General features: G+C 62.9%; 22 protein-coding genes. 16 read left to right on the plus strand and 6 right to left on the minus strand.

Annotated elements, in window-relative coordinates; all coding sequences use genetic code 11:
• Nucleotides 1-155: 155 nt before the first annotated feature.
• The 9 genes from IT472_RS03310 (at nt 156) to IT472_RS03350 (ending at nt 12,067) form a co-directional block, all read left to right on the plus strand.
• Nucleotides 156-2,306, plus strand: a complete 2,151-nt coding sequence (locus tag IT472_RS03310) for a hypothetical protein (RefSeq protein WP_297178336.1) — start codon at nt 156-158, stop codon at nt 2,304-2,306.
• Between the two features lie 129 nt (nt 2,307-2,435).
• Nucleotides 2,436-3,917 (plus strand): pyruvate kinase, encoded by a 1,482-nt coding sequence (pyk, locus tag IT472_RS03315; RefSeq protein ID WP_297178338.1) that lies wholly within the window; start codon nt 2,436-2,438, stop codon nt 3,915-3,917.
• Between the two features lie 85 nt (nt 3,918-4,002).
• Nucleotides 4,003-4,704 (plus strand): hypothetical protein, encoded by a 702-nt coding sequence (locus IT472_RS03320; RefSeq protein ID WP_297178341.1) that lies wholly within the window; start codon nt 4,003-4,005, stop codon nt 4,702-4,704.
• A gap of 171 nt (nt 4,705-4,875) precedes the next feature.
• The gene (locus IT472_RS03325; protein WP_297178345.1) at nt 4,876-5,724 is read left to right on the plus strand and encodes a hypothetical protein; all 849 of its coding nucleotides are present in this window, start codon (nt 4,876-4,878) and stop codon (nt 5,722-5,724) included.
• 107 nt (nt 5,725-5,831) lie between these two features.
• The gene (locus IT472_RS03330; RefSeq protein WP_297178348.1) at nt 5,832-6,836 is read left to right on the plus strand and encodes a class I fructose-bisphosphate aldolase; all 1,005 of its coding nucleotides are present in this window, start codon (nt 5,832-5,834) and stop codon (nt 6,834-6,836) included.
• Nucleotides 6,837-6,939: 103 nt separating this feature from the next.
• Nucleotides 6,940-7,305, plus strand: a complete 366-nt coding sequence (locus IT472_RS03335; RefSeq protein WP_297178350.1) for a hypothetical protein — start codon at nt 6,940-6,942, stop codon at nt 7,303-7,305.
• Nucleotides 7,306-7,392: 87 nt separating this feature from the next.
• Nucleotides 7,393-8,475 carry an efflux RND transporter periplasmic adaptor subunit gene (locus IT472_RS03340; RefSeq protein ID WP_297178353.1) on the plus strand — a complete coding sequence of 361 codons (1,083 nt, stop codon included), beginning with the start codon at nt 7,393-7,395 and terminating at the stop codon, nt 8,473-8,475.
• Nucleotides 8,476-8,478: 3 nt separating this feature from the next.
• Nucleotides 8,479-11,613, plus strand: a complete 3,135-nt coding sequence (locus IT472_RS03345; RefSeq protein WP_297178356.1) for an efflux RND transporter permease subunit — start codon at nt 8,479-8,481, stop codon at nt 11,611-11,613.
• A 259-nt stretch (nt 11,614-11,872) separates the two neighbouring features.
• Entirely contained in the window at nt 11,873-12,067 is a 195-nt protein-coding gene (locus tag IT472_RS03350; RefSeq protein WP_297178359.1) for a hypothetical protein, read from the plus strand.
• Nucleotides 12,068-12,226: 159 nt separating this feature from the next.
• Here the strand turns inward: IT472_RS03350 and IT472_RS03355 are convergent, their stop codons facing one another.
• Nucleotides 12,227-12,892, minus strand: coding sequence for a hypothetical protein (locus tag IT472_RS03355; protein ID WP_297178362.1), 666 nt, complete (start codon nt 12,890-12,892; stop codon nt 12,227-12,229).
• A gap of 325 nt (nt 12,893-13,217) precedes the next feature.
• Here IT472_RS03355 and IT472_RS03360 point away from each other — a divergent pair, with 325 nt between their 5' ends.
• The 7 genes from IT472_RS03360 (at nt 13,218) to IT472_RS03390 (ending at nt 20,687) form a co-directional block, all read left to right on the plus strand.
• Nucleotides 13,218-13,565: a DUF6531 domain-containing protein gene (locus IT472_RS03360; RefSeq protein ID WP_297178365.1), complete on the plus strand. Its 348-nt coding sequence runs from the start codon at nt 13,218-13,220 to the stop codon at nt 13,563-13,565.
• A 57-nt stretch (nt 13,566-13,622) separates the two neighbouring features.
• Entirely contained in the window at nt 13,623-15,008 is a 1,386-nt protein-coding gene (locus IT472_RS03365) for a hypothetical protein (RefSeq protein ID WP_297178370.1), read from the plus strand.
• Nucleotides 15,005-18,055 carry an RHS repeat-associated core domain-containing protein gene (locus IT472_RS03370; RefSeq protein WP_297178373.1) on the plus strand — a complete coding sequence of 1,017 codons (3,051 nt, stop codon included), beginning with the start codon at nt 15,005-15,007 and terminating at the stop codon, nt 18,053-18,055. The genes IT472_RS03365 and IT472_RS03370 overlap by 4 nt, the downstream gene beginning before the upstream one ends.
• A gap of 9 nt (nt 18,056-18,064) precedes the next feature.
• Complete coding sequence (locus IT472_RS03375) at nt 18,065-18,286, plus strand: hypothetical protein (RefSeq protein ID WP_297178376.1); 222 nt, start codon at nt 18,065-18,067, stop codon at nt 18,284-18,286.
• Between the two features lie 555 nt (nt 18,287-18,841).
• Complete coding sequence (locus IT472_RS03380) at nt 18,842-19,183, plus strand: hypothetical protein (protein ID WP_297178379.1); 342 nt, start codon at nt 18,842-18,844, stop codon at nt 19,181-19,183.
• Between the two features lie 306 nt (nt 19,184-19,489).
• Nucleotides 19,490-20,197, plus strand: a complete 708-nt coding sequence (locus IT472_RS03385) for an RHS repeat-associated core domain-containing protein (RefSeq protein ID WP_297178382.1) — start codon at nt 19,490-19,492, stop codon at nt 20,195-20,197.
• Nucleotides 20,198-20,270: 73 nt separating this feature from the next.
• A complete protein-coding gene (locus IT472_RS03390; protein ID WP_297178385.1) occupies nt 20,271-20,687 on the plus strand; it encodes a hypothetical protein in 417 nt (138 codons plus the stop codon).
• 201 nt (nt 20,688-20,888) lie between these two features.
• Here the strand turns inward: IT472_RS03390 and IT472_RS03395 are convergent, their stop codons facing one another.
• From IT472_RS03395 to IT472_RS03415, 5 genes are all read right to left on the minus strand, one after another.
• Nucleotides 20,889-21,851, minus strand: coding sequence for a hypothetical protein (locus tag IT472_RS03395; RefSeq protein WP_297178388.1), 963 nt, complete (start codon nt 21,849-21,851; stop codon nt 20,889-20,891).
• A gap of 322 nt (nt 21,852-22,173) precedes the next feature.
• Complete coding sequence (locus IT472_RS03400; protein ID WP_297178391.1) at nt 22,174-22,887, minus strand: hypothetical protein; 714 nt, start codon at nt 22,885-22,887, stop codon at nt 22,174-22,176.
• Nucleotides 22,888-23,134: 247 nt separating this feature from the next.
• On the minus strand, nt 23,135-23,512 hold the full coding sequence (locus tag IT472_RS03405; RefSeq protein WP_297178394.1) for a hypothetical protein: 378 nt from the start codon (nt 23,510-23,512) through the stop codon (nt 23,135-23,137).
• A gap of 8 nt (nt 23,513-23,520) precedes the next feature.
• Entirely contained in the window at nt 23,521-24,294 is a 774-nt protein-coding gene (locus IT472_RS03410; RefSeq protein ID WP_297178397.1) for a LytTR family DNA-binding domain-containing protein, read from the minus strand.
• On the minus strand, nt 24,287-25,161 hold an 875-nt coding region (locus IT472_RS03415; protein WP_297178400.1), incomplete at its 5' end, for a histidine kinase. The genes IT472_RS03415 and IT472_RS03410, both read right to left, overlap by 8 nt.

Raw genomic sequence — 25,161 nt, forward strand, 5'->3', positions numbered from 1 at the left:
CCCAAGCCCAAGCCCAAGCCCAAGCCCAAGCCCAAGCCCAAGCCCAAGCCCAAGCCCAAGCCCAAGCCCAAGCCCAAGCCCAAGCCCAAGCCCAAGCCCAAGCCCAAGCCCAAGCCCAGGCGGCTCCCGATGTTGCCGGTCAATGGCGCGAACTCTTGGCACACGGGACGATCAAGGCGGCGAACGCGGCGGCCAATGCCGTCGATGCCGTGGGATATGCGGTTGACTCGGTGGATGCCGACAAGTGCCGGGCGCATGCCGGCGAATTGGCCGCCGCAGTGCGTGCGGTTCCGGTGTCGATGATGGTCCAGCGCGCGGCGATGCTGTGCGCGGAAGCCACCGGCGATCGGGATGGGGCCGAACGTGCCTCGACGGCGATGGCAGCCCTGGCGCGCGATGCGTTCGCACAAGCCACCCGCGGCGCGTGGCCGAAACCGGTGCGGATCGTGTATCCGGGGGATGCATTGGCGATGTTTTCCTCGGCAGGAATGACCGTTCGCTACGATGCCTATACCCAACGGTATGCATCGCCGGATTACCCATGGATGGTTGCGGTAACCCCGCGCGACGGGGGGCAGGAACAACTCCTGTACTTCGACTTCATCGATACCCTGCAGGCCCTGGATCGCGACAACCCTGCGTATGGCACGCCGCGCCTGCGGGCGATTTACGTCGATACGATCATGGAAGCGGAAGCCAAGCTGGGAACGCTGCGCAGCATCGATTCCCGAGCGCTTTCGGCTGCCGCAGAGGCGAATACACCGCAGGCCAAGATCGCGGTGCTGCGTCCTGCCGCCGAGCAGGGCGGCCTGACCTCGACCCAGGCCTGGATGGTCATCTGCGCACTCCGCGCCTATCCGGGTTGTGCGGACGGCCTCATCGACGTGCTGTTGCCGCAGGCAGAAGCCAAGCATGGATATTCCATGCTGATGCTGGCTATGGCTTATGCCGAAGGCATCGGCATCCAGGCCGATCCCAAGGCGGCGGAAGCCTTGCTGGATGCGGCGGATCGGCAGATCGCCCAGCACCGGGCTGCCGCTGCGTATGCGGATTTGCATGCGTTGATCCATCCGGGCAAGGCCTTCCCGCCGTTCCTGCGCCAGCGGCTGCAGGCGGCCAGTGATGCCGGCAACGCCTCTGCAGCGATCGTCCTGCTCACCTTGGATATGAAGACAAAGGGCAAGACCTTCGCGCTTTCGCCCGCGGACGAGACGCGGCTTGCAGATCCAGCCAACAATGGGACGGGGCGTGGCTTCTGGGTCCTGTCGCAGTGGTACCAAGGCCGCGACAAGGCCAAGAGCGACGATTACTTGAGGCGGGCTGCCGATGCGGGGGATTCGACCGCGTTGCGCTCATTGGCCTTGCGATTGCGTGAAGCGCAGGGCAGTGCGCCACCCTCGGCGGATGCGCTGGCATGGTTCGAAAAGGCCGCCAACGGCGGCGACACCTATGCCATGTATTACCTCGGATTGATTGCCTTGCAGGAAGGCAAGCCGCGTCGGGCGGAAGACTGGTCGTTGTCGGCGGTGATGTACGACGACGTGAACTCCCTGTTTTTCCTCACCAATTTGTGGACTGCAGGTTACGCGGGCATGAGCGGAACGCCGGAGAAGGCCGTGTCCATCCTCGAGAGTCTGTCGACGAGCGATGAATACGGCGCGCGGGCGCGCCGCCAACTTGCTGGATTGGCGCTTGAAGGCAAGGGCATGCCGAAGAATCCGGAACGTGCGCGCACGCTGCTGACCCCGGATGCCGAAGCGGGTGACGTGCAGGCACAGATCCAGCTCGGCGGAGCCCTGTTGTACGGCCTGATCGGTCAAGGGGAACAGGCCAAGGGGCGCAAATGGATGGAGCGCGCGGTGGCCACCGATTCGCTTGATGCCATGGTCGCCTTCGGCAGCTGGCTGTATTACAGCGGAACCGATCCCGGTGACCGTGCGCGGGGTCTGGCCATGAGCAGGAAAGCGGCAGACCGCGATGACATCTCGGCGATCAACAATGTTGCTTGGTACCTGTGCGTTTCGTCGGATGACCGGGTGCGTGACCCCGTTGCTGGCTTGGGGTACTCAAAGAAACTCGAGGCGCAATCCGAGATCGGACCGTCCTCCCTCGATACCGTTGCTGCCTGCGAAGCGGCGGCTGGCCACTTTGCGCGCGCGATCGAATTGCAGCAGCGGGTGGTGGACAGCGTCCGTGGATTGTCGGAAGCAGATCCGGACACCCTGAAGGAGATGCAGGCGCGGTTGGCCCTCTATCAGGCCGGCAAGCCCTACATCGAAGATCCGGCCGAACGCCAGGCTCCCTGACCGGGCAAGCACCCGGGCTGTTTCCGGTCTGGTTGCGCGGGGGGGCGCCGGGCGTGCGTGGATGTGCCGGCATGCCGCGGGGTTTCGTGCTAGCGTCGAAACAGCAAGCCAGCCCATGGTGTAATCCCGATGACGCTCCAGAACGCGCCCACGGCACAGCGCCACACCCGCATCGTCGCCACCCTCGGGCCGGCCACCGACCCGCCGGACGTGCTGGAGGCGATCCTGCGCGCCGGGGTGGACGTGGTGCGGTTGAACTTCTCCCACGGCGATCCGTCCGCACAAGTGGCTCGCGGCGAGGCGGTGCGGACGGTCGCGGCGAAGATCGGGCGCGAGGTCGGCATCCTTGCCGACCTGCCGGGGCCGAAGATCCGCATCGAAACCTTTACCGAGGGCAAGGTGGCGCTGCGTGCCGGACACCGCTTCGATCTTGTTGCCAGCCTTGATGCCGTTGCTGGTGATGCGACCCAGGTGGCGGTCAGCTACCTCGAGCTTCCGGGTGACTTGAACCCGGGTGACGTGCTGTTGTTGGACGACGGGCTGATGCAGCTGAAGGTCGAGTCGGTGGAGGGCGAGCGCATCGTCACCACCGTGCTCAACGACGGCGTGCTGTCCAATCGCAAGGGTCTGAACAAGCAGGGCGGCGGGCTGTCGCTGGGCGCGATCACCGAACGCGACCGCGAGCTGATCGCCGTGGCGGCCGGGATGGGGGTGGATTTCATCGCGATTTCATTTTGCCGCAACGCGCAGGACATGCACGAAGCGCGCCGGATTGCGCGTGCCCACGACTGCAGGGCGGCATTGGTGGCCAAGATCGAGCGGGCCGAGGCGATCGATCATCTCGCCGAAATCATCGATGCCAGCGACGTGGTGATGGTGGCGCGCGGCGATCTGGGCGTGGAAGTCGGTGACGCCGAGTTGCCCGGTTTGCAGAAGAAGATCATTCGCGAGGCGGTGGTGCGCAACAAGGTCGTCATCACCGCAACCCAAATGTTGCAGTCGATGGTCGATAGCCCGATGCCGACCCGCGCCGAGGTGCTGGACGTGGCCAACGCGGTGATTGACGGCACCGACGCGGTGATGCTCTCGCAGGAATCGGCGGCAGGCAATTGGCCGGTGCGGGCGGTGGAGACGATGGCGCGGATCTGCCGGACCGCCGAGCGCCAGTTCATCGTCGACAACGATTTCGAAAAGGCCCAACGCGGATTGGAACGCGCTGACCATGCCATCGCCATGGCCACCATGTTCCTGTGCGAGCACATCGGCATTCGTGCGGTGGTGGCGATGACCGAATCCGGCGGCACCGCGCGCTACCTGTCGCGATTCCGATCCTCGGTGCCGATTTACGCGTTCTCGCACCACGCCGGTGCGCGTCGGCGGATGGCGCTGATGCGCGACGTGTTCCCGATGGACTACGACAGCCGCGGCCAAGGTCCGCGCGAGGCCGCGCGTGGCAGCGTGCGGAAGTTGGTGGAAGCCGGATGGCTGGTGCCTGGCGACCGCGTGGTCTTCACCAGCGGCGAACACATGCAGACTCGGGGTGCCACCAACACCCTGCGCCTCCTGCAGGTCGGGGATTCCGGTGAGGCAGAGGGTCTTGGGGAACTGTGAGACGGGCAAGCCAAGGCCATTGACGCATTCCGGTCGTGCGATGAAGATTGCAAGCACAGGGGCCATGCTCAGTCGAGGTGTTGCCATGAAAGCGAAGATTGCCTTGGGTGTCTGTCTATTGTTGGCCAGCAGCCTCGTGTTTTCACAGGAACGGATCCGGGTCGTCAACGAGGGCGGCATTGCCGATGCCTGGGGACTCGCGGCCGGCACGTCACTGGCCTCGCCGACCTATCCCGCCGCGTATGCGGGTGACCAGAAAGAAGTGTGCGTGGCCGTTGGTTACCTGCTTCATCCCGACGGCACCACGTCCGATTTTTCGCTGCTCAAGTCCTGGGCAGAAGACCCGCCCAGGCGGGGAGCCGACGCGTACTGGGCGGCGTTTGCAACCAGCGCAAGCAATGCCTTGGCCAATTGGAGGTTCGTGCCGCGCCCGGAGGTGACGAACCCACGCCCCGTGTATTCGATGGCGACGTTCCTGTTCGGAGCAAAGGATGCCGATGCATTGCACGAACGCTGCGCGGTCCCGGACTTGGCCTACCGGATCTTCGAGTTGCAGCACGAGCGGAAGGCGGCAAGGCGGATGGCGGGGAACGAACTGTTCTCGCGTTTGGATATCGACACCGAGGCGCAGCGCCGCCACCAGCGCGATATGCAGGAACGGTTGGATCTGGCACGCGACAACCAGGAGGAACGGGACAGGCAGCGGCAACGGGCGATCGAGCGGAGCCAAATGCAGTCACAGGGCGGACAGAATCCGAATCCGCAACCTCCGCCATCCGGAAACTGAGTGAGCAGGCCGGCCCCTGCCGAAAGGCAAAGGGCCGTTGGCTTGGTGCACGTCCCGAAACAGTTGTCAGGAAAAATTCTCCGGAAAATTCCCGCGGGCAGCAGGCATTTCGTTCGTTCCGAGGTGTGTTGCGGCCACCAATGACATTGCACGCAATCTGGGACCCAAGGGATGCATATACCGAAAACCTGGCTGAAGATCAGCGCCGACTGTTTCAGCCGGGAACGCGGCGGCACCATTCCGGTCACGGTCTGGGGCTGGGGGGATGAAGCGGGCGAAGCGCGGCGGAATGCGGAAAGTCGCCTCGACCGACTGGTCAAGCGACTGCGTCTTGGTGAGCCACCGGCTGATGGCTACTCGTACGGTGATCGACCGGTGCGAGAGGAAATCCTGGACACGTTCGAGGGGGCTGGGGAGGGCCAGCCGGATGCCATCCTGACCCGTAATCGCTACGGTGCACAGGTCCTGAACACGGCGTGGATGCTGTTCCTGGACATCGACCTGCCGCCGCTCACGTTCATGCAGCGCATCCGGCGGCTGTTTTCAGCAACCACTGCCGGAGAGGATGCCCTGGCCTTGGCGAAGCTGCGCGAGAACCTCCAGCGCCTTGGCGACACCACGTTCCGGGTGTATCGGACCGCGGCCGGACTGCGCGCGATTGCCATCGATCGCAGATTCGATCCCAGGGGAAGTGAAGCGCAAGTCCTGATGCAAGCCACCGGCACCGATGCCTGCTTTGCCAATCTTTGCCGGCTCCAGGAATCGTTTCGCGCCCGCCTGACGCCCAAGCCCTGGCGCTGTGGCATGCCCATGCCGCCAGGCACCTATCCCCATGAGGATGCGATGGTCCAACGCCGGTTCGTGGATTGGGTCGTGCGCTACGAGCAAGCATCCGCCAAGTACGCCACCTGCCGCTACCTGGAAACGGTGGGCGATGGCCGCTGCGATGCCGCGACCGAGCGGCTCATCGCCATCCACGACCGGGTCACGCGCTGCGACGCGGCGCTGCCGCTGGCTTGAAGCACTCTCCCCGGACGTTGCCGGGATGAACCGTGGCGGCTGTTGGACGGGTTGGGTCGTCGCGGAACGCTATAATGCGCAATTCCCTTCCGACCCGAGCTTCCCACATGAGCATCGAACAACTCGCCGAAATCGCCCGGGCCATGGTCGCGCCGGGCAAGGGCATCATCGCGATCGACGAATCCGCCGGGACCTGCAAGAAGCGCTTCGACGGCGTCGGCATCGAGTGCACTGAGGAAAACCGCCGCGCCTACCGTGAATTGCTGCTGACGGCGCCGAATGCCAACCAGTACCTGTCCGGCGCAATCCTGTTCGACGAAACCATCCGCCAGTCGACCAGGGACGGCGTGCCGTTCGCCAAGTACATGCTGGACAACGGCATGATCCCCGGCATCAAGGTCGACAAGGGCACGGTGCCACTGGCCGGCTTCCCTGGTGAACTGGTGACCGAGGGCCTGGACGGACTGCGCGATCGCCTCAAGGAGTATTACAAGCTCGGTGCGCGCTTCGCCAAGTGGCGCGCGGTCATCACCATCGGTGACGAGACGCCCTCCGGCACCTGCATCGAGGCCAACTGCCATGCGCTGGCCCGTTATGCCGCGCTGTGCCAGGAACAGGGCCTGGTGCCGATGGTCGAGCCCGAGGTGCTGATGGACGGCGACCACGACATCGAGGCCTGCTACGAGGTCACCGAGGTGGTGCTGCGCTCGCTGTTCGATGCGCTCTACAACAACAACGTGATGCTGGAAGGCACCATCCTGAAGGCGTCGATGGTCGTGCCCGGCAAGAATTGCGCGGAACAGGCCAGCGTCGAGGAAGTGGCCGAAGCGACCCTGATGTGCCTGAAGTCGTCGGTGCCGGCGATCCTGCCGGGCATCGTGTTCCTGTCCGGCGGGCAGAACGACCATGACGCGACCGCGCACTTGGATGCGATGAACCGGATGGGCCCGAACCCATGGCCGCTGTCCTTCAGCTACGGCCGTGCGATGCAACAGGCGGCGCTGAAGCTGTGGGCGGCCGACATGACCGGCAACTACGCCAAGGCCCAGGGCACCGTGTTCGAACGCGCCAAGGCCAATGGCCTGGCGGCGCTGGGGCAGTGGGAAGGCTGACGGTTCGCCATCGATGCAGTTCTGAGGACGCCGGCCTCGTGCCGGCGTTCCTGTTTTGGGCTACCGTGACAGCAGAACGGGCGTGGATCCGGAAGGTGGAGCGATGGCCGCAACTTCGGCGCTGGTACAGCAGATCGTGGAAGCACTGGCGCGCGGCGATAAGATCACCGCGATCAAGCTGGCACGGCAGGCCCGCGGCGGTAGCTTGAAAGAAGCTGTCGAGTTGCTGGAATCAATGTCCGGCAACGATGCCAAGGGCATCCAGGTTCGAGTCCAGAAAGCGGTTGCGGCAGCCAAGGAGGTGTCCGGTCAGCACAGCCAGCGCTCCCACGCCGAAGACATGCGGGCCGCATTGCAGGCCAACAATCGCAAGCCAACCGTGGTCATGGGCGAGACGCCCGGCGCGTTGCGCTGGGTGCTGATCGTGCTGGGTATCGTCGCGTTGGCGGCGTGGATGGCGATGCAGTAACGACCCCTTGCCTCGGCCCAAACCGATGGCACGGGTTACGCTTGACCCGGGCACGTAGAATCGAGGGTTTCCCGTCCGGGCCGGATCATGTCCTCGCGTCGCGCCACGTTGATTCCCCTCGCAATGCTCTGCCTTGCGCTCTCTGGGCTGGTCGCCTGCGGAAAGGGTGATCGTGCCGGTCACGGCGGTCCGGGTGGGCGCGCCGGCGCACCGCCGGCGGTGACGTCGCAAGCGGTGCAGGAGCAAGACTGGACCGACGCATTGCAGGCGTTGGGGACGGTCAGCGCGCGTGAAGCCGTGACCGTGACCGCGAAGGTCAGTGAAACCGTGGATCGGGTGCATTTCGACAGCGGCCAGGACGTTTCCCGCAGTGCCCCACTGGTGACATTGAGTGGCTTGCAGCAGCGTGCGCTGCTGGCGTCGGCCGAAGCGCAACTGGCCGACGCCCAGCAGCAGTTCCAGCGGATGAGCCAACTGGCCGCGCAGCAATTGGTTGCACGCTCTGCGTTGGACAGCGCCCGCGCAAGCCGCGATGCGGCCAGCGCGCAGGTGGCGCAGATCCGCGCCAACCTGTCCGATCGGGTGATCCGCGCGCCGTTTGCCGGCGTGCTGGGCATTCGCCAGGTCAGCCCCGGCGCGCTGGTGACGCCGGGTACGGTGATTGCGACGCTGGATGATATTTCACGCGTCTACGTCGATTTCCCGGTACCGGAAACAGAACTGGCCAACGTCGCGCCGGGACAGGCAGTTGAAGGCCGCGTTGGTGCCTGGCCGGAGCGAACCTTCAATGGCAAGGTGGAAGCCGTGTCGGCGCGGTTGGACAGCGCCACCCGTTCCGCCATCGTGCGTGGCGACTTCCCCAATCCCGAGCGCCTGCTCAAGCCCGGCATGCTGGTCAATGTGCGCCTCGTGCGTGCCACCCGGCGTGCCATCGTGGTGCCGGAGATCGCGGTGCAGCAGGTCGGCAGCGAAACCTTCGTGTGGCGGCTCAAGGCCGACGGTACGGTCGAGAAGGCCGACGTTGTGGTGGGCGGGCGCGTGTCCGGCAAGGTCATGCTGCGTTCCGGCATCAAGCCGGGCGAGCGGATCGTGGTCGAAGGCACGGGCAAGCTGCAGGCGGGGATGAACGTCGCGGCCGACGGCCAGCAGCCAGCGAACCCGGCGCGCTGAGCCATGCAGCTGTCGGATCTTTCAATCAAGCGTCCGGTGCTGGCCACCGTGATGAGCTTGCTGCTGGTCGTGCTCGGCACGATGAGTTTCCTGCGCCTGACCCTGCGCGAACTGCCGGCGATCGACCCGCCCATCGTCTCGGTGCAGGTGAACTACCCGGGTGCGTCTGCGGGCGTGGTCGAGACCCGGGTCACCAAGCCGCTGGAGGATGCACTGGCGGGGATCGAAGGCATCAATACGATCGACTCGAACAGCCAGAATGGCAGTTCGCGCATCAGCATCGAATTTTACGCAAGCCGTGACATCGAGGCCGCCGCGAATGATGTGCGCAATGCGGTCAGTCGGGTGGCCGACCGCATGCCGGAGGAGGCGCAGGCGCCGGAAATATCCAAGGTCGAAGCCGATTCCGACGCCATCATCTGGCTCAACCTGCGTTCGACCAGCATGGACCAGATGCAGATGTCGGACTATGCGCAGCGTTACTTGGTCGACCGCTTCTCCAGCCTGCAAGGCGTGGCCAGGGTGTTCCTCGGCGGCAGCCAGCGCTACGCCATGCGGGTCTGGCTGGACGGCAACCGGCTGGCTGCGCGTGGACTGACACCGGGTGACGTCGAACGCGCATTGCGCGCGGAGAATGTCGAGCTGGGCGCGGGCCGGATCGAATCGGCCAATCGCGATTTCATCCTGCGGGTGGCGCGCGACTACACCAGTGCGGAAGCCTTCGCGCAGTTGCCCTTGGGCAAGGGGCCGGATGGTTACGTGGTGAGGCTGGGCGACGTGGCGCGGGTGGCGCTGGAGTCGTCGGAGCGTCGCGCCTACTACCGCAGCAACGGCGAGCCGGCGATGGGCATCGGCATCGTCAAGACCTCGACCGCCAACAGCCTGGAAGTGGCCGAGGAAGCCAAGGCCGAGGCCGATCGCATTCGACCGGGTCTTCCCAAGGGCACCGACATCTACGTCGCCTTCGACAGCACCACCTTCATTTCCGCGGCGGTGTCGCGGGTGTACGAGACCCTGCTGGAAGCCATCGCGCTGGTGCTGCTGGTGATCTGGCTGTTCCTCGGCAGCGTGCGCGCGGCGCTGATCCCGGCGCTGACCGTGCCGGTCTGCGTGATCGCCTCGTTCATCGCGCTGTACGCGTTCGGCTTTTCGATCAACCTGCTGACCTTGCTGGCGCTGGTGCTGTGCATTGGCCTGGTGGTCGATGACGCCATCGTGGTGGTGGAGAACATCCAGCGCCGCGTCGACCTCGGGGAACCGGCGCTGGTGGCGGCGCGGCGCGGCACCAAGCAGGTGGCGTTCGCGGTGCTGGCCACCACCGCGGTGCTGATCGCGGTGTTCCTGCCGGTCGGTTTCCTGCAAGGCAATACCGGGCGGCTGTTCCGCGAGCTGTCGGTGGCGCTGGCGGCGGCGGTGGCGATCTCCGCCTTCGTCGCGCTGACCCTGACGCCGATGCTGGCCTCCAAGTTGCTGCGTCCACATACCGGCCCGCATGCCGTGCACGAGAACCGCGTCAGTGAATGGCTGAACGCACGCTTCCAGTCGATGGCCAGTGGCTATCGCCGCCTGCTGGATCGCCACGTCCATCGCATCGGCCTGTTCGGCACGCTGATGCTGGTGGCCTTGGTCGCCCTGGTGGCACTGTTCAAGCTGTTGCCCAGCGAGCTGGCGCCCGCCGAGGATCGCGGCAACTTCATGTTGATGATGGAAGGCCCCGAGGGCGCGGGCTTCGACTACACCGTGGCGCAAATGAAACAGGTGGAGGCGATCCTCGCCACCGAGACCGGGCCGGACAAGCCCATCCTGCGTGCCAATCCCCGCGTGCCCGGCAGTTTCGGCGCCAGCGAGGAAATGCACACCGGCCGCGGGATGATTTTCCTGCAGCCCTGGAACAAACGCGACAAGAGCACCGCCGAGCTGGCCAGCGAACTTGAGCGCAAATTCTCCGGGCTGACCGCCGTGCGCGTGCGCACGATGGTGGGCGGTGGCTTGGTACGCACCCGCGGCCAGCCGTTCCAGCTGGTGTTGGGCGGGCCCGACTACAAGGAGCTGGCGCAGTGGCGCGACATCATGCTGGCGAAGATGGCCGAGAACCCCGGCCTGGTGGGTGCCGATTCCGATTACAAGGAAACCCGTCCGCAGATGCGGGTGGTGATCGACCGCCAGCGTGCCGCCGACCTCGGCGTGTCGGCCTCGGATATTGGTCTGGCGCTGCAGACGATGATGGGCGGGATCCGCGCCACCACCTTCGTCGACAACGGCGAGGAATACGACGTGATGCTGCAGTCCGATCGCGCCGGTCGCGATTCGGTGGCGGCGCTGGAATCCCTGCAGGTGCATGGTCGCGATGGCTCGCTGGTGCCGCTGTCGAACCTCGTTTCGCTGCATGAGATCGCCGAGCCCGGCACGCTCAACCGCTTCAACCGCCTGCGTTCGATCACCCTCAGTGCGCGCCTCGCGGAAGGGTATCCGCTGGGTGATGCGGTGGCGTGGGCACAGCAGGCGGTCCGCGCCAACCTGCCGGATTACGCGCAGGTCAGTTGGAAGGGCGAATCACGCGAATTGCAGCAGTCCGGTGGCGAGGTGCTGGTGACCTTCGCGCTGGCCCTGCTCATCGTCTACCTTGCGCTGGCGGCGCAGTTCGAAAGCTTCCTGCACCCGTTGGTGATCATGCTCACCGTGCCGCTGGGCGTGCTCGGCGCACTGATCGGCTTGTGGCTGACACATGGCACCCTGAATCTGTTCTCGCAGATCGGCATCGTGATGCTGGTCGGGCTTGCGGCCAAGAACGGCATCCTGATCGTGGAATTCGCCAACCAGTTGCGTGACGCCGGACGCAGCATCCACGACGCCATCGTCGAAGCCTCCGCCATCCGTTTGCGGCCGATCCTGATGACCTCGATCGCCACCGTGATGGGTGCGTTGCCACTGGTGATCTTCGGCGGCCCGGGTGCGGCCAGCCGCGCGACCATCGGCGTGGTGGTGGTGTTCGGGGTGTCGTTCTCGACCCTGCTGTCGCTGTTCGTGGTGCCGGCCTTCTATGCGTTGCTGGCCAAGTACACGCACTCACCGGAGGCGCTGGCGCACGCACTGGAGCAGCAGGAGGCGCAGGCGCCGCAGGCGGGTGGCCACGCGTAGGGCGAGGCAGAGCAGACCGTCCGCAGGTGACTGTGAGCGCGCCGCCACGATGAGCTGGCGACGCTGGCAAGGCCATGGTGCCCAGGATCGCGCTGACTTGGCGGGGTGCGGAGCGGCCCTTGATGGGCGCGGGTACACCGATCCGGATTCCTGAACACAAGCTGGCTGGAATGCCCCAAATCCGGCAGGCATGACTTCCGGCAGGTGTCGCCTTGTTTTGGTGTGTTACATTACTACCACACCAGCCAAGGAGAACACCATGTACGCCCAAGTCAAATCCTACCTCCGCAACCGCACCGCCAACAGCCCGCGCGCCACCCGCAATCGCGCCGCATCCTTCCTGCCCGAGTTGGGCAATGATCGGGTCATCGGCCTCGGCTACGGCCGCAGCAGCGGCTACGGCGTGATCGACAACGTGGTCCCGGGTTCGCGCCTGCAGTTCCGCTACCGCTGAGCATCCGTTGAGCAGCGTCATCCACATGGGCGCCGGGCGGCCAACGTTGCGACGATGGATCGCCGGCGCCAGGTCAAACGGCGACTGAAAGCGGGGTGGTGTCGCAGCCGGAAACGGCGGGAAGACGCTGCCCCTTCTCGAAATGCAATTACAAGCGCTTCACAGCGCCAACACGAGCTCAGTCGCGAACACCGACTCATACCCGGCATACGGCAGCGGCTGCGCCATCAGCGTGGCGGCCTCCAGTTGAAGGCGGTCGTCTTGCGACAGGGCGCAGCCATTGGCCGAGGTGGCGGTGATGGCGCCGCCGGGACTCTGGCGCAAGAGCAACGCACAGCCAGTGGGAAAATCACGCCGGGACAGCGTCTGCCAGGTCTGCGCAATGCGGGCGCGAAGCGCCGCGTGGTAGCTGGCGGCGAGATCGTTGGCGGGGCTTCCGCGCATGGCGGCATCGGACGCCGCAGCCGAGGCTTGTGAGGGGGATGGTATCGACGCAGCGGACGCGCCAGATGGGGCGTAGTCACCCTGCACGCTGAGGATGTGCGGGGGTCCCGAGCCAGCATCCGGCGTCGTCTGTTCCGATTGCACCGGTTGCTCTTGGGCAGTCACTGGATCCGATGTCGGCAATGCCGGCACTTCGGCGTGCGCACTGCCCTTTGCGGGCAATGTCACGAAGGCCACCACCAGCGCATCGCCATCGCCCGGTTGCGCCTTGCCCGCGCCGGAGATGCCTTGTTCCACTGTGTTCAGCAGGCACCAGCCAAGCACGGCATGCAGCAACAGCGTGCCAGCGCCGACGATGCGGCGCTCTGTGCGGGGTTCCATGCTCGGGGACTGCTCATGCATCCGCGAAGTTTAGGGCAGCTGCATCGAGTCGCATGCAGGCTTGCGTGGCAGCGCGGCCAACATCACATCGCTCCTCGCTCGAAGAGGCAAGCTGCGCAAGGCGTATCACTGGCAATCATGCTCGTACAACGTGCAAGCATGCTCGTACACCCTTGCAGCCTGAACGGTCGTCGTTGATAACGTCCAGCCAGCCGCCCTGGAGTCCGTGGCGGTTCATAGAAGCCAGTTCATCCGTAAAGCAGTGCGCGCCTTGTGGGGGCAAGGTGCGCTTTGCAGCGGCAGGCGATAGCGAGGGGACGAAATGATGTCAGGCGGCAAGTTGGTGCTGGGCGTGGCCTTGTGTTTGGCCAGTCAACAACTGCAGGCTCAGGTGACGGTGCCTGAGGAATATTCGAAAACCATCGCACACCGCAGCGAACTCGGTGCGCTGACCAATGGTTTTGCTGGCGAAAATATCGATCTCAGCAGCGGTCGGCTGGTGATCAACCAGACGGACGTTGATTTGCCGGGCAACAATGCATTGCCGGTGCGTGTCAGCCGTCGCTTTGAAGCAGCAAATTCCTACTCGGGTGGGCATTTCGGGCGTTGGAGCCTGGATATTCCCAGTGTCCATGGCGTCTTTTTCGGTACCCAGATCGGTGGAGGCTGGTAAAGCGATGTCGGAGGAGGACGATGCTCCTCGTTTTCCGCCCCGCCCATCGTCACTTACATGGGCGGGACGTGGCTGCCTGACGAATATTGGCATGGGACATTCTTCAATCTGCCGGGCTCAGGGGATCAGGAATTGCTGATCAATGAGGATTCTGCACATGTGCCGGCCGATGGACACGAATATCCCGCAGTCACCAAGGCAGGCAGCGTTGCGCGCTGCGTTCAGACGGACGCCAGCGCAACTGCCGCCAATCAGGGTGAAGGATTCGAAGTGGTGACGCAGGATGGCGTCATCTACACCCTGAACCACATGGTGCTCTGGAACCAACCTGCCCTGAAGCGAGCAACCGCAGGGGGCATGCCAAGTGTTGCGCCCACCTACAATCTTCCCCGATGGGAGTATTTCCTGTATCCGACCAAGGTCATGGATCGTTTCGGAAATACCGTGGACTACATCTGGAACACGAGCGAGCCCGCGCAGTTGCTGCGGATTCAATCCAGCGATGGACGCATGATCGTGTTCACCTATCTGGCCGATGGCAGCAACCGCATTGCCTCAGTGTCTGACGGTACCAGGACGTGGGACTACACCTACGGCCCTCCGGGTGCATCCGGCAATTCAACGGACACAGTAAGGCTTCCGGATGGGACGCAATGGTCATACAGGCTTGCGAGTCTCCATCACATGATCAACCAGCCCAGCACGACCGCGGTCAATTGCGCGGGCGTCGCGGGTGTCACCCAGCGCACGGGGTTTGACGATGGGTCCAGTGGCACCACATACACGGGCAGTATCACCGGTCCGTCTGGGGCAAGCGTCACGTTCTCACTCGCTCGGGTCCTGTTTGGCCGATCCCATTTGGCATACAACTGCGTGACGGATGGTGATGATTCAATTACAGCAAGGCCCGCCGATCCCTACCTTTTCATGTCTGCGGCAGTGGTCGGCAAGACGATCACCGGGCCGGGCCTGCCTGCGCAAGGCTTGCATTGGAGTTATGTCTACGGTCCGACCAATAACTGTTGGGCCGGCACCTACAGCCAGGGCGTAGCCTGCACGGCCAACTCCCCAACCACGCGTTCGGTGATCGTCACCGATCCCGATGGCAGTCAAACCCGCTATACCTTCGGCAATCGCGCCAATGTCGATGAGGGCCTGCTGTACACGACGGAAAGTGGCTGGAACGGAAGTGGCGCACTGCGTACGACCGAGATCACCTACGCCGAGCCCAATACCGCCCCCTTCGGTCCCTTCGATGGCTGGAGCCTGCGCGGGAATGGCGATTACGCCATCACCAGTCGGATACGCCCGCAACGCAAAGTGGTCACCACACAACAAGGCCGCTCATTTGTCTGGGAGGTGGCATCCGATTGTGCCGGGATGCCGTACTGCTTCGACGCGTTCGCCCGTCCTACTCGCGTGATCCGGAGCAGCACGCCATGAGGACTTCTCCGTCATCGAGTTTCCTGTTGGCACTGGCCTCATTGCTGTCCGGCGCGGCCGCTGCCCAAACTGCCCGCACCGAGGCCATCACCTACCACGACGACACCACCCACTGGGTGGTCGGTCAGACCGCCAGCGTGACCTGTGTGGCCAGCGTGCCGGCCAGCAGCAGTTGCGACGGCAACGACGTGATGGCGCAGACCAGCTACGACAGCAACACCGCCCTGCCGACGGCCAGCTACGCCTTCGGCAAGCTGCAAACGTCGGCCACCTACAACGCCGATGGCACGTTGCATACGCTCACGGATGGCAACGGCCACACCACCACATTTGCCAACTGGAAGCGCGGCATCCCGCAGCTGATCACCTTTGCCGACGGCAAGACCCAGAGCGCCACGGTGAATGATTCCGGCTGGATCACCCAGGTCAAGGACGAGAACGGTTACGCCACCACCTACGCCTACGACGTGATGGGCAGGTTGACGCAGGTGAACTACCCGACCGGCGACAGTCCGGCGTGGGCAGCCAGTACCCGCAGCTTCGTGCCGGTCAACACGGCCGAATACGGGATCGCCGCAGGCCACTGGCGGCTGACCGAAGCCACCGGCAACGCCCGCAAGATCACCTACTACAACGGCCTGTGGCAACCCCTGCTGGTGCAGGAATACGACGCCGCCAACCAGGCTGGCACCCAGCGCTTCACCCAGATCGGTTACGACGCGGCAGGGCGGCCGAGTTTCCAGTCGTACGCCGCCACGGTTGCCAACCCCACCACCGGCGTCTGGACGGAATACGACGCCCTCGGCCGCGTCACCTCGGTCAGCCAGGACAGTGAACAGGGCCTGTTGGTCACCACCACCGAATACCTGAGCGGCTTCCAGACCCGCATCACCAACCCGCGCGGCTTGCAGACAGTCACCAGCTACCTGACCTTCGACCAGCCCAGCACCGACTGGCCGCTCGCGGTCAGTGCGCCGGAAGGCCAGCTCACCACGATCAGCCGCGATCCCTACGGCAAGCCCACCGCGCTCACGCGCGGCGGCAACGGCACCAGCGTGACCCGCAGCTACGCCTACAACGTCCATCAGCAATTGTGCCGCAGCGAAGAACCCGAAACCGGCACCACCCTGTACGGCTATGACGGCGCCGGCAATCTCGCTTGGTCCGCCGCCGGCCTGCCGGCAGGCACCCCCTGCGGCGATGGGCTGGACGGCGCCGTCGTCGCCCGCCGGGTCAGCCGCACGTATGACCCCCGCAACCGGCTGGCCACGCTGGCCTTCCCCGACGGCAACGGCAACCAGAGCTGGGCCTACACCGCCGACGGCCTGCCGGCCACCGTCACCACCGCCAACAGCGGCCAGACCGTCACCAACACCTGGACCTATAACCGCCGCCGCCTGCCCACCGCCGAGAGCGTGCAGCCGGACGCCAGCAAGACCTTCAACATCGCCTACGGCTACAACGCACTGGCGCAGGTCACCCGCGAAACCGTGGGCGATGGCGTCCAGCTGAGCTACACCGTCAATGCGCTGGGGCAGGTGACGCAGGTCAAATCCGGCGCCACCACGCTGGCCAGCAACGCCAGCTATTACCCCAATGGCGCACTGGCGCAGTTCACCTACGGCAACGGCATCAATCACACGATGACCCAGAACGCCCGGCAACTGCCCAGCCGCAGCGTGGACGGCAGCGTGCTGGACCTGAGCACCGTCTTCGATGCGAACGGCAACGTCAGCGCCATCACCGACAACACCGCCAGCGCACGCCAAACCCGTTCCATGAGCTATGACGGGCTGGACCGGCTCACCCAGACCAGCTCGCCGATGTTCGGCACCGCCAGCTATGCCTATGACCCACAGGACAATCTGACCCGGGTGCAGGTGACCGGCGGCAGCCAGCCGCGCGACCACTACTACTGCTACAACGCCAGCAACCAACTGACCTTCGTGCGCAGCGGCCCCAACTGCAGCGGCAACGCCAGCCCGGCGGTGACCGCGCTGGGCTATGACGTGCAGGGCAACCTGAGCTTCAAGAACAACGCCAGCTACGCCTTCGATTTCGGCAACCGGCTGCGCACCACCGCAAGCCAAAGCTACCGCTACGACGCCCAAGGCCGGCGGGTGCGGCAGGACGTGGCCGGCAGCCAGTTGCAATACAGCCAATACGCCGCCGACGGCCGGCTGCTCTGGCAACGCGACGAAACCACCAACCAGCGCATCGCCAACGCCTACCTTGCTGGCAGCCTGCTGGCCGAGATCAGCCGCCCGCTGACCGGCAACACCACCACGATCCGCTACCTGCACACCGATGCACTCGGCAGCCCCATTGCCAAGACCAGCGCGACCGGCGCTATCATCGAGACCAGCGAGTACGAACCGTATGGGAGGTTGCTGAACCGACAAAACGACAACCGGGCGGGGTATACCGGGCATGTGATGGATGCAGTGAGCGGGCTGACGTATATGCAGCAGCGCTATTACGATCCCGCTATCGGGAGGTTCCTGAGTGTGGATCCGGTCACGGCTTATAGCAATCCGGTGGGGGCGTTTAATCGGTATTGGTATGCCGACAGCAATCCGTACAAGTTCACTGATCCGGATGGGCGCTGCCCGACATGCGCAGTTAGAGCCGCAAAAGTAGAGTTTGATATTATTTTTTGGGTTGCGACACGTGCTGGAGCCGCTACGTTCGGGGGCTGGATCGGCAATAAACTTTACGATTTATCTCATCGAAGCGAATCTACTGAGGGTGACTCCGACAAGCCGCAATACCCAACGAATCCAGATGATTGGACTCCACCGGATGGTTGGTCTGAAACATCAGCGGGTGAAAAAACTGGTGGGCGCCATAGGCAATGGAAAGACGAGGAGGGGCGGATTCGGCGCCGTTGGGATCGTGAGGGTCGTGAAAATGGCAAGGAACGTGGTCCACATTGGCATGATTCAGATGATGAAAGTGGTGGCGAAGACCATATAGACCCGGATGACAAGCCTAAGCCGCCTCCGAGAGAAGAGCCAGAGCCGAAACCAGAGCGGCAAGTATTATAGGAATATGCTATGAGGATCACGTTGAACCGCTTTGAAAGCGGCTGGGTTGGGATATCAATTGCCCTGACGGATGAGAATCTCGATCTTTTCGTGCAGAAATTGCAGGCACTAAAGGCAGGGTCAATCGGCCACTTTCATTTGCGAGCCAATGATTTTGATGGACAACCTAACGTTGGTGACGTTGAGATTTCCTTGGCGAGTGAAAGTGATGGAGCTTTCTCAATCGAATAACCCGCCCTACCAATCAAATCGGAGTCAGGTTGAGGCACTCCTGATTTATCGGACACCAAAAAGCGAGGACACTCCTCGGATCAATGGGGTCAGAGTCATTGATTTTTTGTCAACCCCTTCCCATTCGACTCACGGAAGCGGTTTGCCTCCTGATCGCCAGGATCAATGGGGTCAGAGTCATTGATTTTTGGAAAACTGGGGTCAGAGTCGCCTTTCCTCGGGATCAATGGGGTCAGAGTCATTGATATTTTGTCAACCCCCCTTCCCATTCGACTCACGGAAGCGGTTTGCATCCTGATCACCCATGACGCCCAAGGCCCGCAACATTAAACAAGGACACGCACTATTTGCCTTTGACTCGGGCAGCAACCGCCCGGGCAGCCGCGATCGTGCGTAAATGCCGTTTTGGGCAAGCAAGTGCGTTTTCATCGCCCACGCGCCCTTCTCCCGCACGGGCAGGCGCTTTCCGGCGGTGATCAGTCCGCGGCGGACAATTGCCGCGCCAAGCCCATCCCATTGATCCATTGTTCTGCCTGAAATTCGCTGGGACACAGAATGAAGACCTTCGGCCACATCGTATTGGTATCGGTCATTTTCTTGGCCGGCTGTTCCCGCAGTGGGGTGGATGTCCAGAACCACACCAATTCACAGGTTACGAATGTGGAAATTCGTGTGGCGGGAAATGTTCTGAGCATCGCCAGACTCGATGCTGGAGAGTCGCGTCGAGTTCGCTATTCCACGAAGACGGAAGAAACGATTTCAGCAAGATTTCTTCTTGCTGGGATCGAGAAGAACTGCGCTGAACCAATCTATGTATCTCCACCATTTGATGATGAATTCACGATTCGGATATTGCCGGGTGGCAAGTGCTCGATTTCTGTTAAAGAAGCTCAGTAACGGTTCCCATATCAATGGGGTCAGAGTCATTGATTTTGCGAGAAAAGCAAGGACACGCACTATTTGCCTTTGACTCGGGCAGCAACAAAAAAACTAAGGACACGCACTTAGTGCCTTTGACTCGGGCAGCAACCGCCCGGGCAGCCGCGGTCAGGCGTTAATGCCGTTTTGAGCAAACAAGTACGTTTTCATCGCCCACGATGGACTAAACAAGGACACGCACGGAAGAGCCGGGGACAGAAAAAAAAGGACACGTATCAATGGGGTCAGAGTCATTGATTTTGCGCGGGGTATGCCGGGTATGTGATGGATGCGGTGGGCGGGCTGACGTATATGCAGCAGCGGTATTATGATCCGGCTGTCGGAGTGTTCTTGAGTGTTGATCCGGTCACTGCGCACGACAACCCTATCGGCGCGTTCAATCGTTATTGGTACGGTGCAGACAACCCGTACAAGTTTGTCGATCCCGACGGTCGTGTAGTTAGATTGTCCGGTGACACTGACGATCAAACTGAATTTATCAGGCTGGCTTCCGAACTCACTGGGCTAAGAATTACGCAACATAAAAATGGCACTCTAAGTGCTACCGGGAAAATTGAAAATGGTGCTGCAATTGCGTTTATGAGGGCTATCAATTCAAAGAGCACGATTGATATGCGAGTTGTAAACAACGATCGCAATGTCACCTTCGATGATGCGTCTGGCGTGATAGATCGGGGGGATTTTGCTGCTGCTTCCTCTGCGTCCAAGCAATTGGGGCAGGCAATTTTAGCGCATACGTTTACCGAACAAGTTGCATTAATGAATATGGGCGGAAGGACGCGCAGTAATTACAATAATGGCGCTCACAGCGCGGGATTTCAAGCGGAAATGTCTGCCATGGGCGCGAGCATGCGCACAAGTAATAAATTCACGCGGGAATTTTTGAATTCTATTGGGTTGAAGATTAATTATAAAATTACCTACGAATTCACGCATGGAGGAAGTGAAGTTTATAGTCTTCCGTTAGACTAACATTAAGTGATGTTTATTTAAACCGGGCGGCGGATTAAGTGCGAGAGGTATTGGCATGTCGTTCTTTATTCCCATGAGTGTTGATTTCGATAAAATGTATAAAGCCGACCTCATTCTGGGCGTTGCTTTCATGCTTGGGTTATTGGTGGTTATAATTGGTGCGTGGGGCCTCATGAGGTCTCTAAAAACAAAAAGCAGCAGATTATTTTTTTGTTCGCTGACCGTATTTTTCTGCTGGATATTTTTTTCTGAGTCGTTATTTTTTTCGATCTTTTCTTATTTTGACTCAGAGATCCCATATCAATACATCGATGCTTCTCGTGTTTTCTTAGAGGTGGGGGTTCCTGCTCTTTTGATGTTCTCGATTGCAGTCAACTTCCTATTGGTTGTAAGGACAATTTCCCGAGAAAGCAAAATCAAGGAAGAGAATAGAAGAACCGGGACACGCACAATCCATCCATTCTCCTACCCGCTCACCGGACTAATCTGACCTTACGGCCCCTGTTCCCCACATGTCCTGAACCACGATGCCTGGAACGCATTAAACAAGGACACGCACTATTTGCCTTTGACTCGGGCAGCAACCGCCCGGGCAGCCGCGATCGTGCGTAAATGCAGTTTTGGGCAAGCAAGTGCGTTTTCATCGCCCACGCGCCCTTCTCCCGCACGGGCAGGCGCTTTCTGGTGGTGATCAGTTGGCGGCGGACAATTGCCGCGCCAAACCCATTCCCTTGAGCCATGCCTGCCCCAAGCGGCGGGCGGCTTCCGCCAGATCCTCCGCATTCCCCACAAGCCGCCAGTAGCCTGATCCAATGGCCTTCACGCGGCTGGCCCAACGCTCGGGATTGGCGTCAAGCTTTGCCAGTGCGCTGGGTGCGCTGTGTGCCAATGCCCTGCGTTTGCCCGGCCGCAGTTGCTTGCCGGTCCACTCCACCAGCCCGACATAGGCCCGCAGGCTCAGACCCAAGTGAATCCGGCTGGCCTGGCCTGCGACTGGACGCAAGGGCCGATCCAAGGCGTTGTCGTCTGCCCTGCGGACACGGTGCTGGATGCTGGTGTAGTCAGAACGTTCGAGCGACCGGGCCATTCCCGCACGAATCGGGTTCAGGTCCACATAGGCCATGGCGGCCAGCAGGGCGCGTTCATCGCACAAGACCTGTGCCTTGAAGCGGCCCTCCCAAAACCGTCCCTTGCAGCTGTCTTCAGCATTGGCAGCGCGGGCGATGGGCTCGGCCAGGCATTTCATGAACCAGGACAGATCGGCAAGGCGTGCCCGCAGCAGGGCCAAGCGTTCAGGCTGCTGGAGCAGGAGGTCACGCTTGCTGGCGCGAGCGGCTTCGGAGTCGCTGCGCGGCGGGAACAGCCGAACCCAGCGTTGCGCGACATCAACATCCGTCCATGTGGCCTGCCACGCCGGATCCAGTTGCAAGACGACGTGCAGGTGGTTGCTCATCACCGCGTAGGCGTGGATGGCCACGGCAAAGCACTCGGCCAGCAACAGCATACGGGCCTCCACCCAGTCCTTGCGGTGCTCGAACGACTGCCCGGAGTACCGATCCTCTCCGCACAGGAAGGCGCGACGGACGCAGCGCTGGACGCAGTGGTAGGCTCCGGCGGAGCCGGGCGGGATCCACAAGGTGCGGGCCGTGGTCATGAGGCCATGATCACGGCTCGTGCGGTGTCAGGCGATCGGGCGATTCCTGTTGCGGGCGTAGGAGAAAGACTAATTGGTGGGTGTCCTTGTTTGTTTCCGCCTGTTTGTTTTTTGGTTCATCCGCACAGGGTAGCGGTGGCGCAGTGAAGCTGCGTGCCGGTGTTGATCACGCCGCGTGCGGTGGCACGCGAGCGGAAGATGCCTTTGGCAGACGTAGGGAAAAGGCCGAAATGTGGGTGTGCTTGTTTTCTGTCACATCAAGAGCGCACGCCAGCACGAGGCCGCCGGGCACGTGTTGCACGGGCTTTCCAACGAATAGGGCTCAGGCCGGCTGCCGCGGCCTCTCGCGCCGGGAGATCCAGGTGTCGAGGTAGGGGTAGACCTCGCTCATCGCATAGGTCAGTATCAGGGCGATGGCGTCCGTCGGGCCTGTGCGCCAGAGCCAGCCGAGCAATGCGCTGAACAGCGCGAACACCAGCGGCCCTGCGAACACGAATGCGAACAGGACGTAAGCGCGTTCCTTCAGGTACTGCTCGCGGGTGGCGATGGCCTGATGGCCGGGTTGCCGCAGCAGTTGCATGCCCTGCCACAACGCCGCACTGGCGATGACCACGAAGCCGACGGCCAACTCGGTCCTGTCGAGTGAGCGCAGCGACTCGAGCAGCATGTCCCAGCTGTGCTCGCTATCGGTCCAAGCAAACGCCAGAAAGCCGATGAACACGGCCCACGCGAACGTGCCAAGGGCCGATAACACCAGGCCAGCGGTCAACACTCCGGCAGTGGATGCCTCCTGCCCCAGGCGCAAGCGCACCTCGCTAAGCATCAGCACGGGCACGGTGATTGCGGCCGTACACCCCCATTGCATGGCGGTGCCGGCCAGCATTGCCTGCGGTTGCTCGAGCGATAACAGGCCGAGCAGGACAACGCTGGCGTTGGTTGTCGCCCGGCTGATCAGCTCGTGGTCGGATAGCCCGGCAAACACTTCGATGGGGGCGTCAGGGCGCGCTGAGCGTTCTGGGCTGGCGGTATCCGTCATGCGGGTGGTTGTGGAGTGGGTGAGTAACCAGGGGTCGGGGCCGCCACGACTGTCCGTATCATAGTCCCAATCGTTGGGGTCACAATCGATGGCACAACCGATGGGTCAGAGTCATTGATCCTGTGTCCACCCCTTTCTCGTTCGGATTGCGGAATGGATTCGCATCCTGGTGGCCCATAACGTCCAAGGCCCGCATCGCTGCGAGCCTTGTTGTTGCTGGTGATGCGCCTATTGTGCTGCTTGAGGCTCAGCGCGCCGGAATCCCTGCAACGACCGGCGTGCAGTCCGGCCCCAGCACGCTGTCGTCGATGCCAACGCAGAGCCGGAAATCCTGCAGGCCGGCGATCTGGCGGCTGTCGCCGCGCGCGACCTTGAAGCGCTGCAGTGGCGCGAGCGCGCAGTCTTCGCCCGCAGCGCAGGCATCCGGATACAGGGTGTAATGACACCAGCCGTTGTCGCTGGCCTTGCAGTCGAACCTGGCCACGCCGTCCTGGACCTGCGCCTTGCTGACCAGCACGTCGTGACCGCCGTTGGCGATGTGGTTGCTGTAGCTGGTTGCGCCCAGCGAACAGCCGCCGAGAGCGAGCAGGAATTGCAGGAGCGCGAGGAGTTTGGTCGTGATCACGAGGCACCTCACATGTGCTTGAACAGGGTCATGAAGGGTTGGCTGACGGTCAGGGTTTCCGGCCGTTGCTTGAGCCGGACCGTGCCGCGGCCAGTGTCGTCACGGGTGATCCCGGCGATGGCCTTGAGGTTGACGATGGTGCTGCGGTGGATCTGCTTGAAGGTGTTGCCGTCCAGTCGCGGCAGCAATTCGCGCAGCGAGCTGCGCAGCAGGGCTTCGCCTTCGGCGGTGACCACGGTGGTGTATTTCTGGTCGGCGCGGAAATAGGCGACGTCGTCGATCAGGATCAGGCGGGTTTCCCGGCCCGCGCTGGCGGTCAGCCAGGTCAACGGCTCCACCGAGGCGGTCGATTTCGGCAGGGCGCCCAGCGTGTCCAGCAGGGCCGCGAGCGAGGCCGCATCCGGCAAGGTGTCGCGGGCCTGCAGGCGGGCAACGGTGGCGTCCAGCCGTTCCGGTTTGACCGGTTTCAGCAGGTAATCGATCGCGCCGCGGTCGAAGGCGTCGATCGCGTACTGGTCGTAGGCGGTGACGAACACGATCCGCGTGCGCGGGCTGGCGTCGGCCGCGGCGGCGGCAACTTCGAGACCAGTCAGGCCGGGCATGCGGATGTCGAGGAAGGCGACCTCGGGCTGGTGTTCTGCCAGCGCCTCCACCGCGCTGGCGCCGTCCTCGCATTCGGCGACGATCTTGAGCGACGGCCAGGCGCGGGCGAGCTCGGCCACCAGCGCCTGCCGCAGCAGGGCTTCGTCCTCGGCCACGATGCAGGTGGTGGTGTCATGCATGGGAAGGCACTCCGGACGCCGGAACGGTGAGGGTGGCGGCGACGCCACGCGGGAAATTGGCGGCCACGGTCAGCGAGGCGACACCGTTGAAGCGCAGGCGCAAGCGTTCGCGCACGTTCTTCAAGCCGATCCCGGTGCCGCTGGTTTTGCTGTTGAATCCGTCGCCATCGTCGGCCACCGTGACGGCCACCGTGTCGTCGTCACGACGGGCACGCAGCCAGATCGTGCCGCCGCCGGTGCGTGGTTCCAGACCGTGCTTGATCGCGTTCTCGACCAAGGTCTGCAGCATCATCGCCGGCAGCGGCGTCGCGCGCAGCGCGTCGGGGATGTCGGTCTGCACGCTCAGGCGGTCACCCATGCGGATCTTCAGGATTTCCAGATAGGCCAGGGCGCGCTCCAGTTCGGTCCCCAAGGTCGACATTTCATCCTCGGCATTTGGCAGGGAACGACGCAGGTACTGGATGAGATGGCCCAGCATGGTTTCGGCGCGGGCCGGGTCGCTGCGGGTCAGCAGTTGCGCGCTGGCCAGGGTGTTGTAAAGGAAATGCGGCTCGACCTGGGCATGCAACAGGTGCAGCTTCGCTTCGCTGAGTTCCTTCTCGGTGGCGGTCTGGGTGGCACTGGCTTGTTCGTTGCGACGGCGTTCGCCAATACGGCGGGTGATCGCCCGCGAGATCGCTTCGGCGTTCTCGAAATTGGTGCCATCGTCGACCAGGAACCAGTCGCTCCAGCCCGGGCATTCCGGCTCGCAGATCAGGGTCACGCGGCCGCTTTCGCCGGCCGGCAGCACGGTGGCATGCAGGAGATTGTCCTCGGGCGCGAACCACAGCAACGGATTCCAGCGACGCAACAGCGGCTCGCCGTACA

The sequence above is a fragment of the Thermomonas sp. genome (assembly GCF_020850895.1).
GTDB lineage: Bacteria > Pseudomonadota > Gammaproteobacteria > Xanthomonadales > Xanthomonadaceae > Thermomonas.

What these genes read in the sequence shown, in the direction of transcription:
- pyk (WP_297178338.1), top strand. Translation starts at nt 2,436, where the DNA reads ATGACGCTCCAGAACGCGCCCACGGCACAGCGCCACACCCGCATCGTC.
- IT472_RS03320 (WP_297178341.1), top strand. Translation starts at nt 4,003, where the DNA reads ATGAAAGCGAAGATTGCCTTGGGTGTCTGTCTATTGTTGGCCAGCAGC.
- IT472_RS03325 (WP_297178345.1), top strand. Translation starts at nt 4,876, where the DNA reads ATGCATATACCGAAAACCTGGCTGAAGATCAGCGCCGACTGTTTCAGC.
- IT472_RS03330 (WP_297178348.1), top strand. Translation starts at nt 5,832, where the DNA reads ATGAGCATCGAACAACTCGCCGAAATCGCCCGGGCCATGGTCGCGCCG.
- IT472_RS03335 (WP_297178350.1), top strand. Translation starts at nt 6,940, where the DNA reads ATGGCCGCAACTTCGGCGCTGGTACAGCAGATCGTGGAAGCACTGGCG.
- IT472_RS03340 (WP_297178353.1), top strand. Translation starts at nt 7,393, where the DNA reads ATGTCCTCGCGTCGCGCCACGTTGATTCCCCTCGCAATGCTCTGCCTT.
- IT472_RS03345 (WP_297178356.1), top strand. Translation starts at nt 8,479, where the DNA reads ATGCAGCTGTCGGATCTTTCAATCAAGCGTCCGGTGCTGGCCACCGTG.
- IT472_RS03350 (WP_297178359.1), top strand. Translation starts at nt 11,873, where the DNA reads ATGTACGCCCAAGTCAAATCCTACCTCCGCAACCGCACCGCCAACAGC.
- IT472_RS03355 (WP_297178362.1), bottom strand. Translation starts at nt 12,892, where the DNA reads ATGGAACCCCGCACAGAGCGCCGCATCGTCGGCGCTGGCACGCTGTTG.
- IT472_RS03360 (WP_297178365.1), top strand. Translation starts at nt 13,218, where the DNA reads ATGTCAGGCGGCAAGTTGGTGCTGGGCGTGGCCTTGTGTTTGGCCAGT.
- IT472_RS03365 (WP_297178370.1), top strand. Translation starts at nt 13,623, where the DNA reads ATGGGCGGGACGTGGCTGCCTGACGAATATTGGCATGGGACATTCTTC.
- IT472_RS03370 (WP_297178373.1), top strand. Translation starts at nt 15,005, where the DNA reads ATGAGGACTTCTCCGTCATCGAGTTTCCTGTTGGCACTGGCCTCATTG.
- IT472_RS03375 (WP_297178376.1), top strand. Translation starts at nt 18,065, where the DNA reads ATGAGGATCACGTTGAACCGCTTTGAAAGCGGCTGGGTTGGGATATCA.
- IT472_RS03380 (WP_297178379.1), top strand. Translation starts at nt 18,842, where the DNA reads ATGAAGACCTTCGGCCACATCGTATTGGTATCGGTCATTTTCTTGGCC.
- IT472_RS03385 (WP_297178382.1), top strand. Translation starts at nt 19,490, where the DNA reads ATGGATGCGGTGGGCGGGCTGACGTATATGCAGCAGCGGTATTATGAT.
- IT472_RS03390 (WP_297178385.1), top strand. Translation starts at nt 20,271, where the DNA reads ATGAGTGTTGATTTCGATAAAATGTATAAAGCCGACCTCATTCTGGGC.
- IT472_RS03395 (WP_297178388.1), bottom strand. Translation starts at nt 21,851, where the DNA reads ATGACCACGGCCCGCACCTTGTGGATCCCGCCCGGCTCCGCCGGAGCC.
- IT472_RS03400 (WP_297178391.1), bottom strand. Translation starts at nt 22,887, where the DNA reads ATGACGGATACCGCCAGCCCAGAACGCTCAGCGCGCCCTGACGCCCCC.
- IT472_RS03410 (WP_297178397.1), bottom strand. Translation starts at nt 24,294, where the DNA reads ATGCATGACACCACCACCTGCATCGTGGCCGAGGACGAAGCCCTGCTG.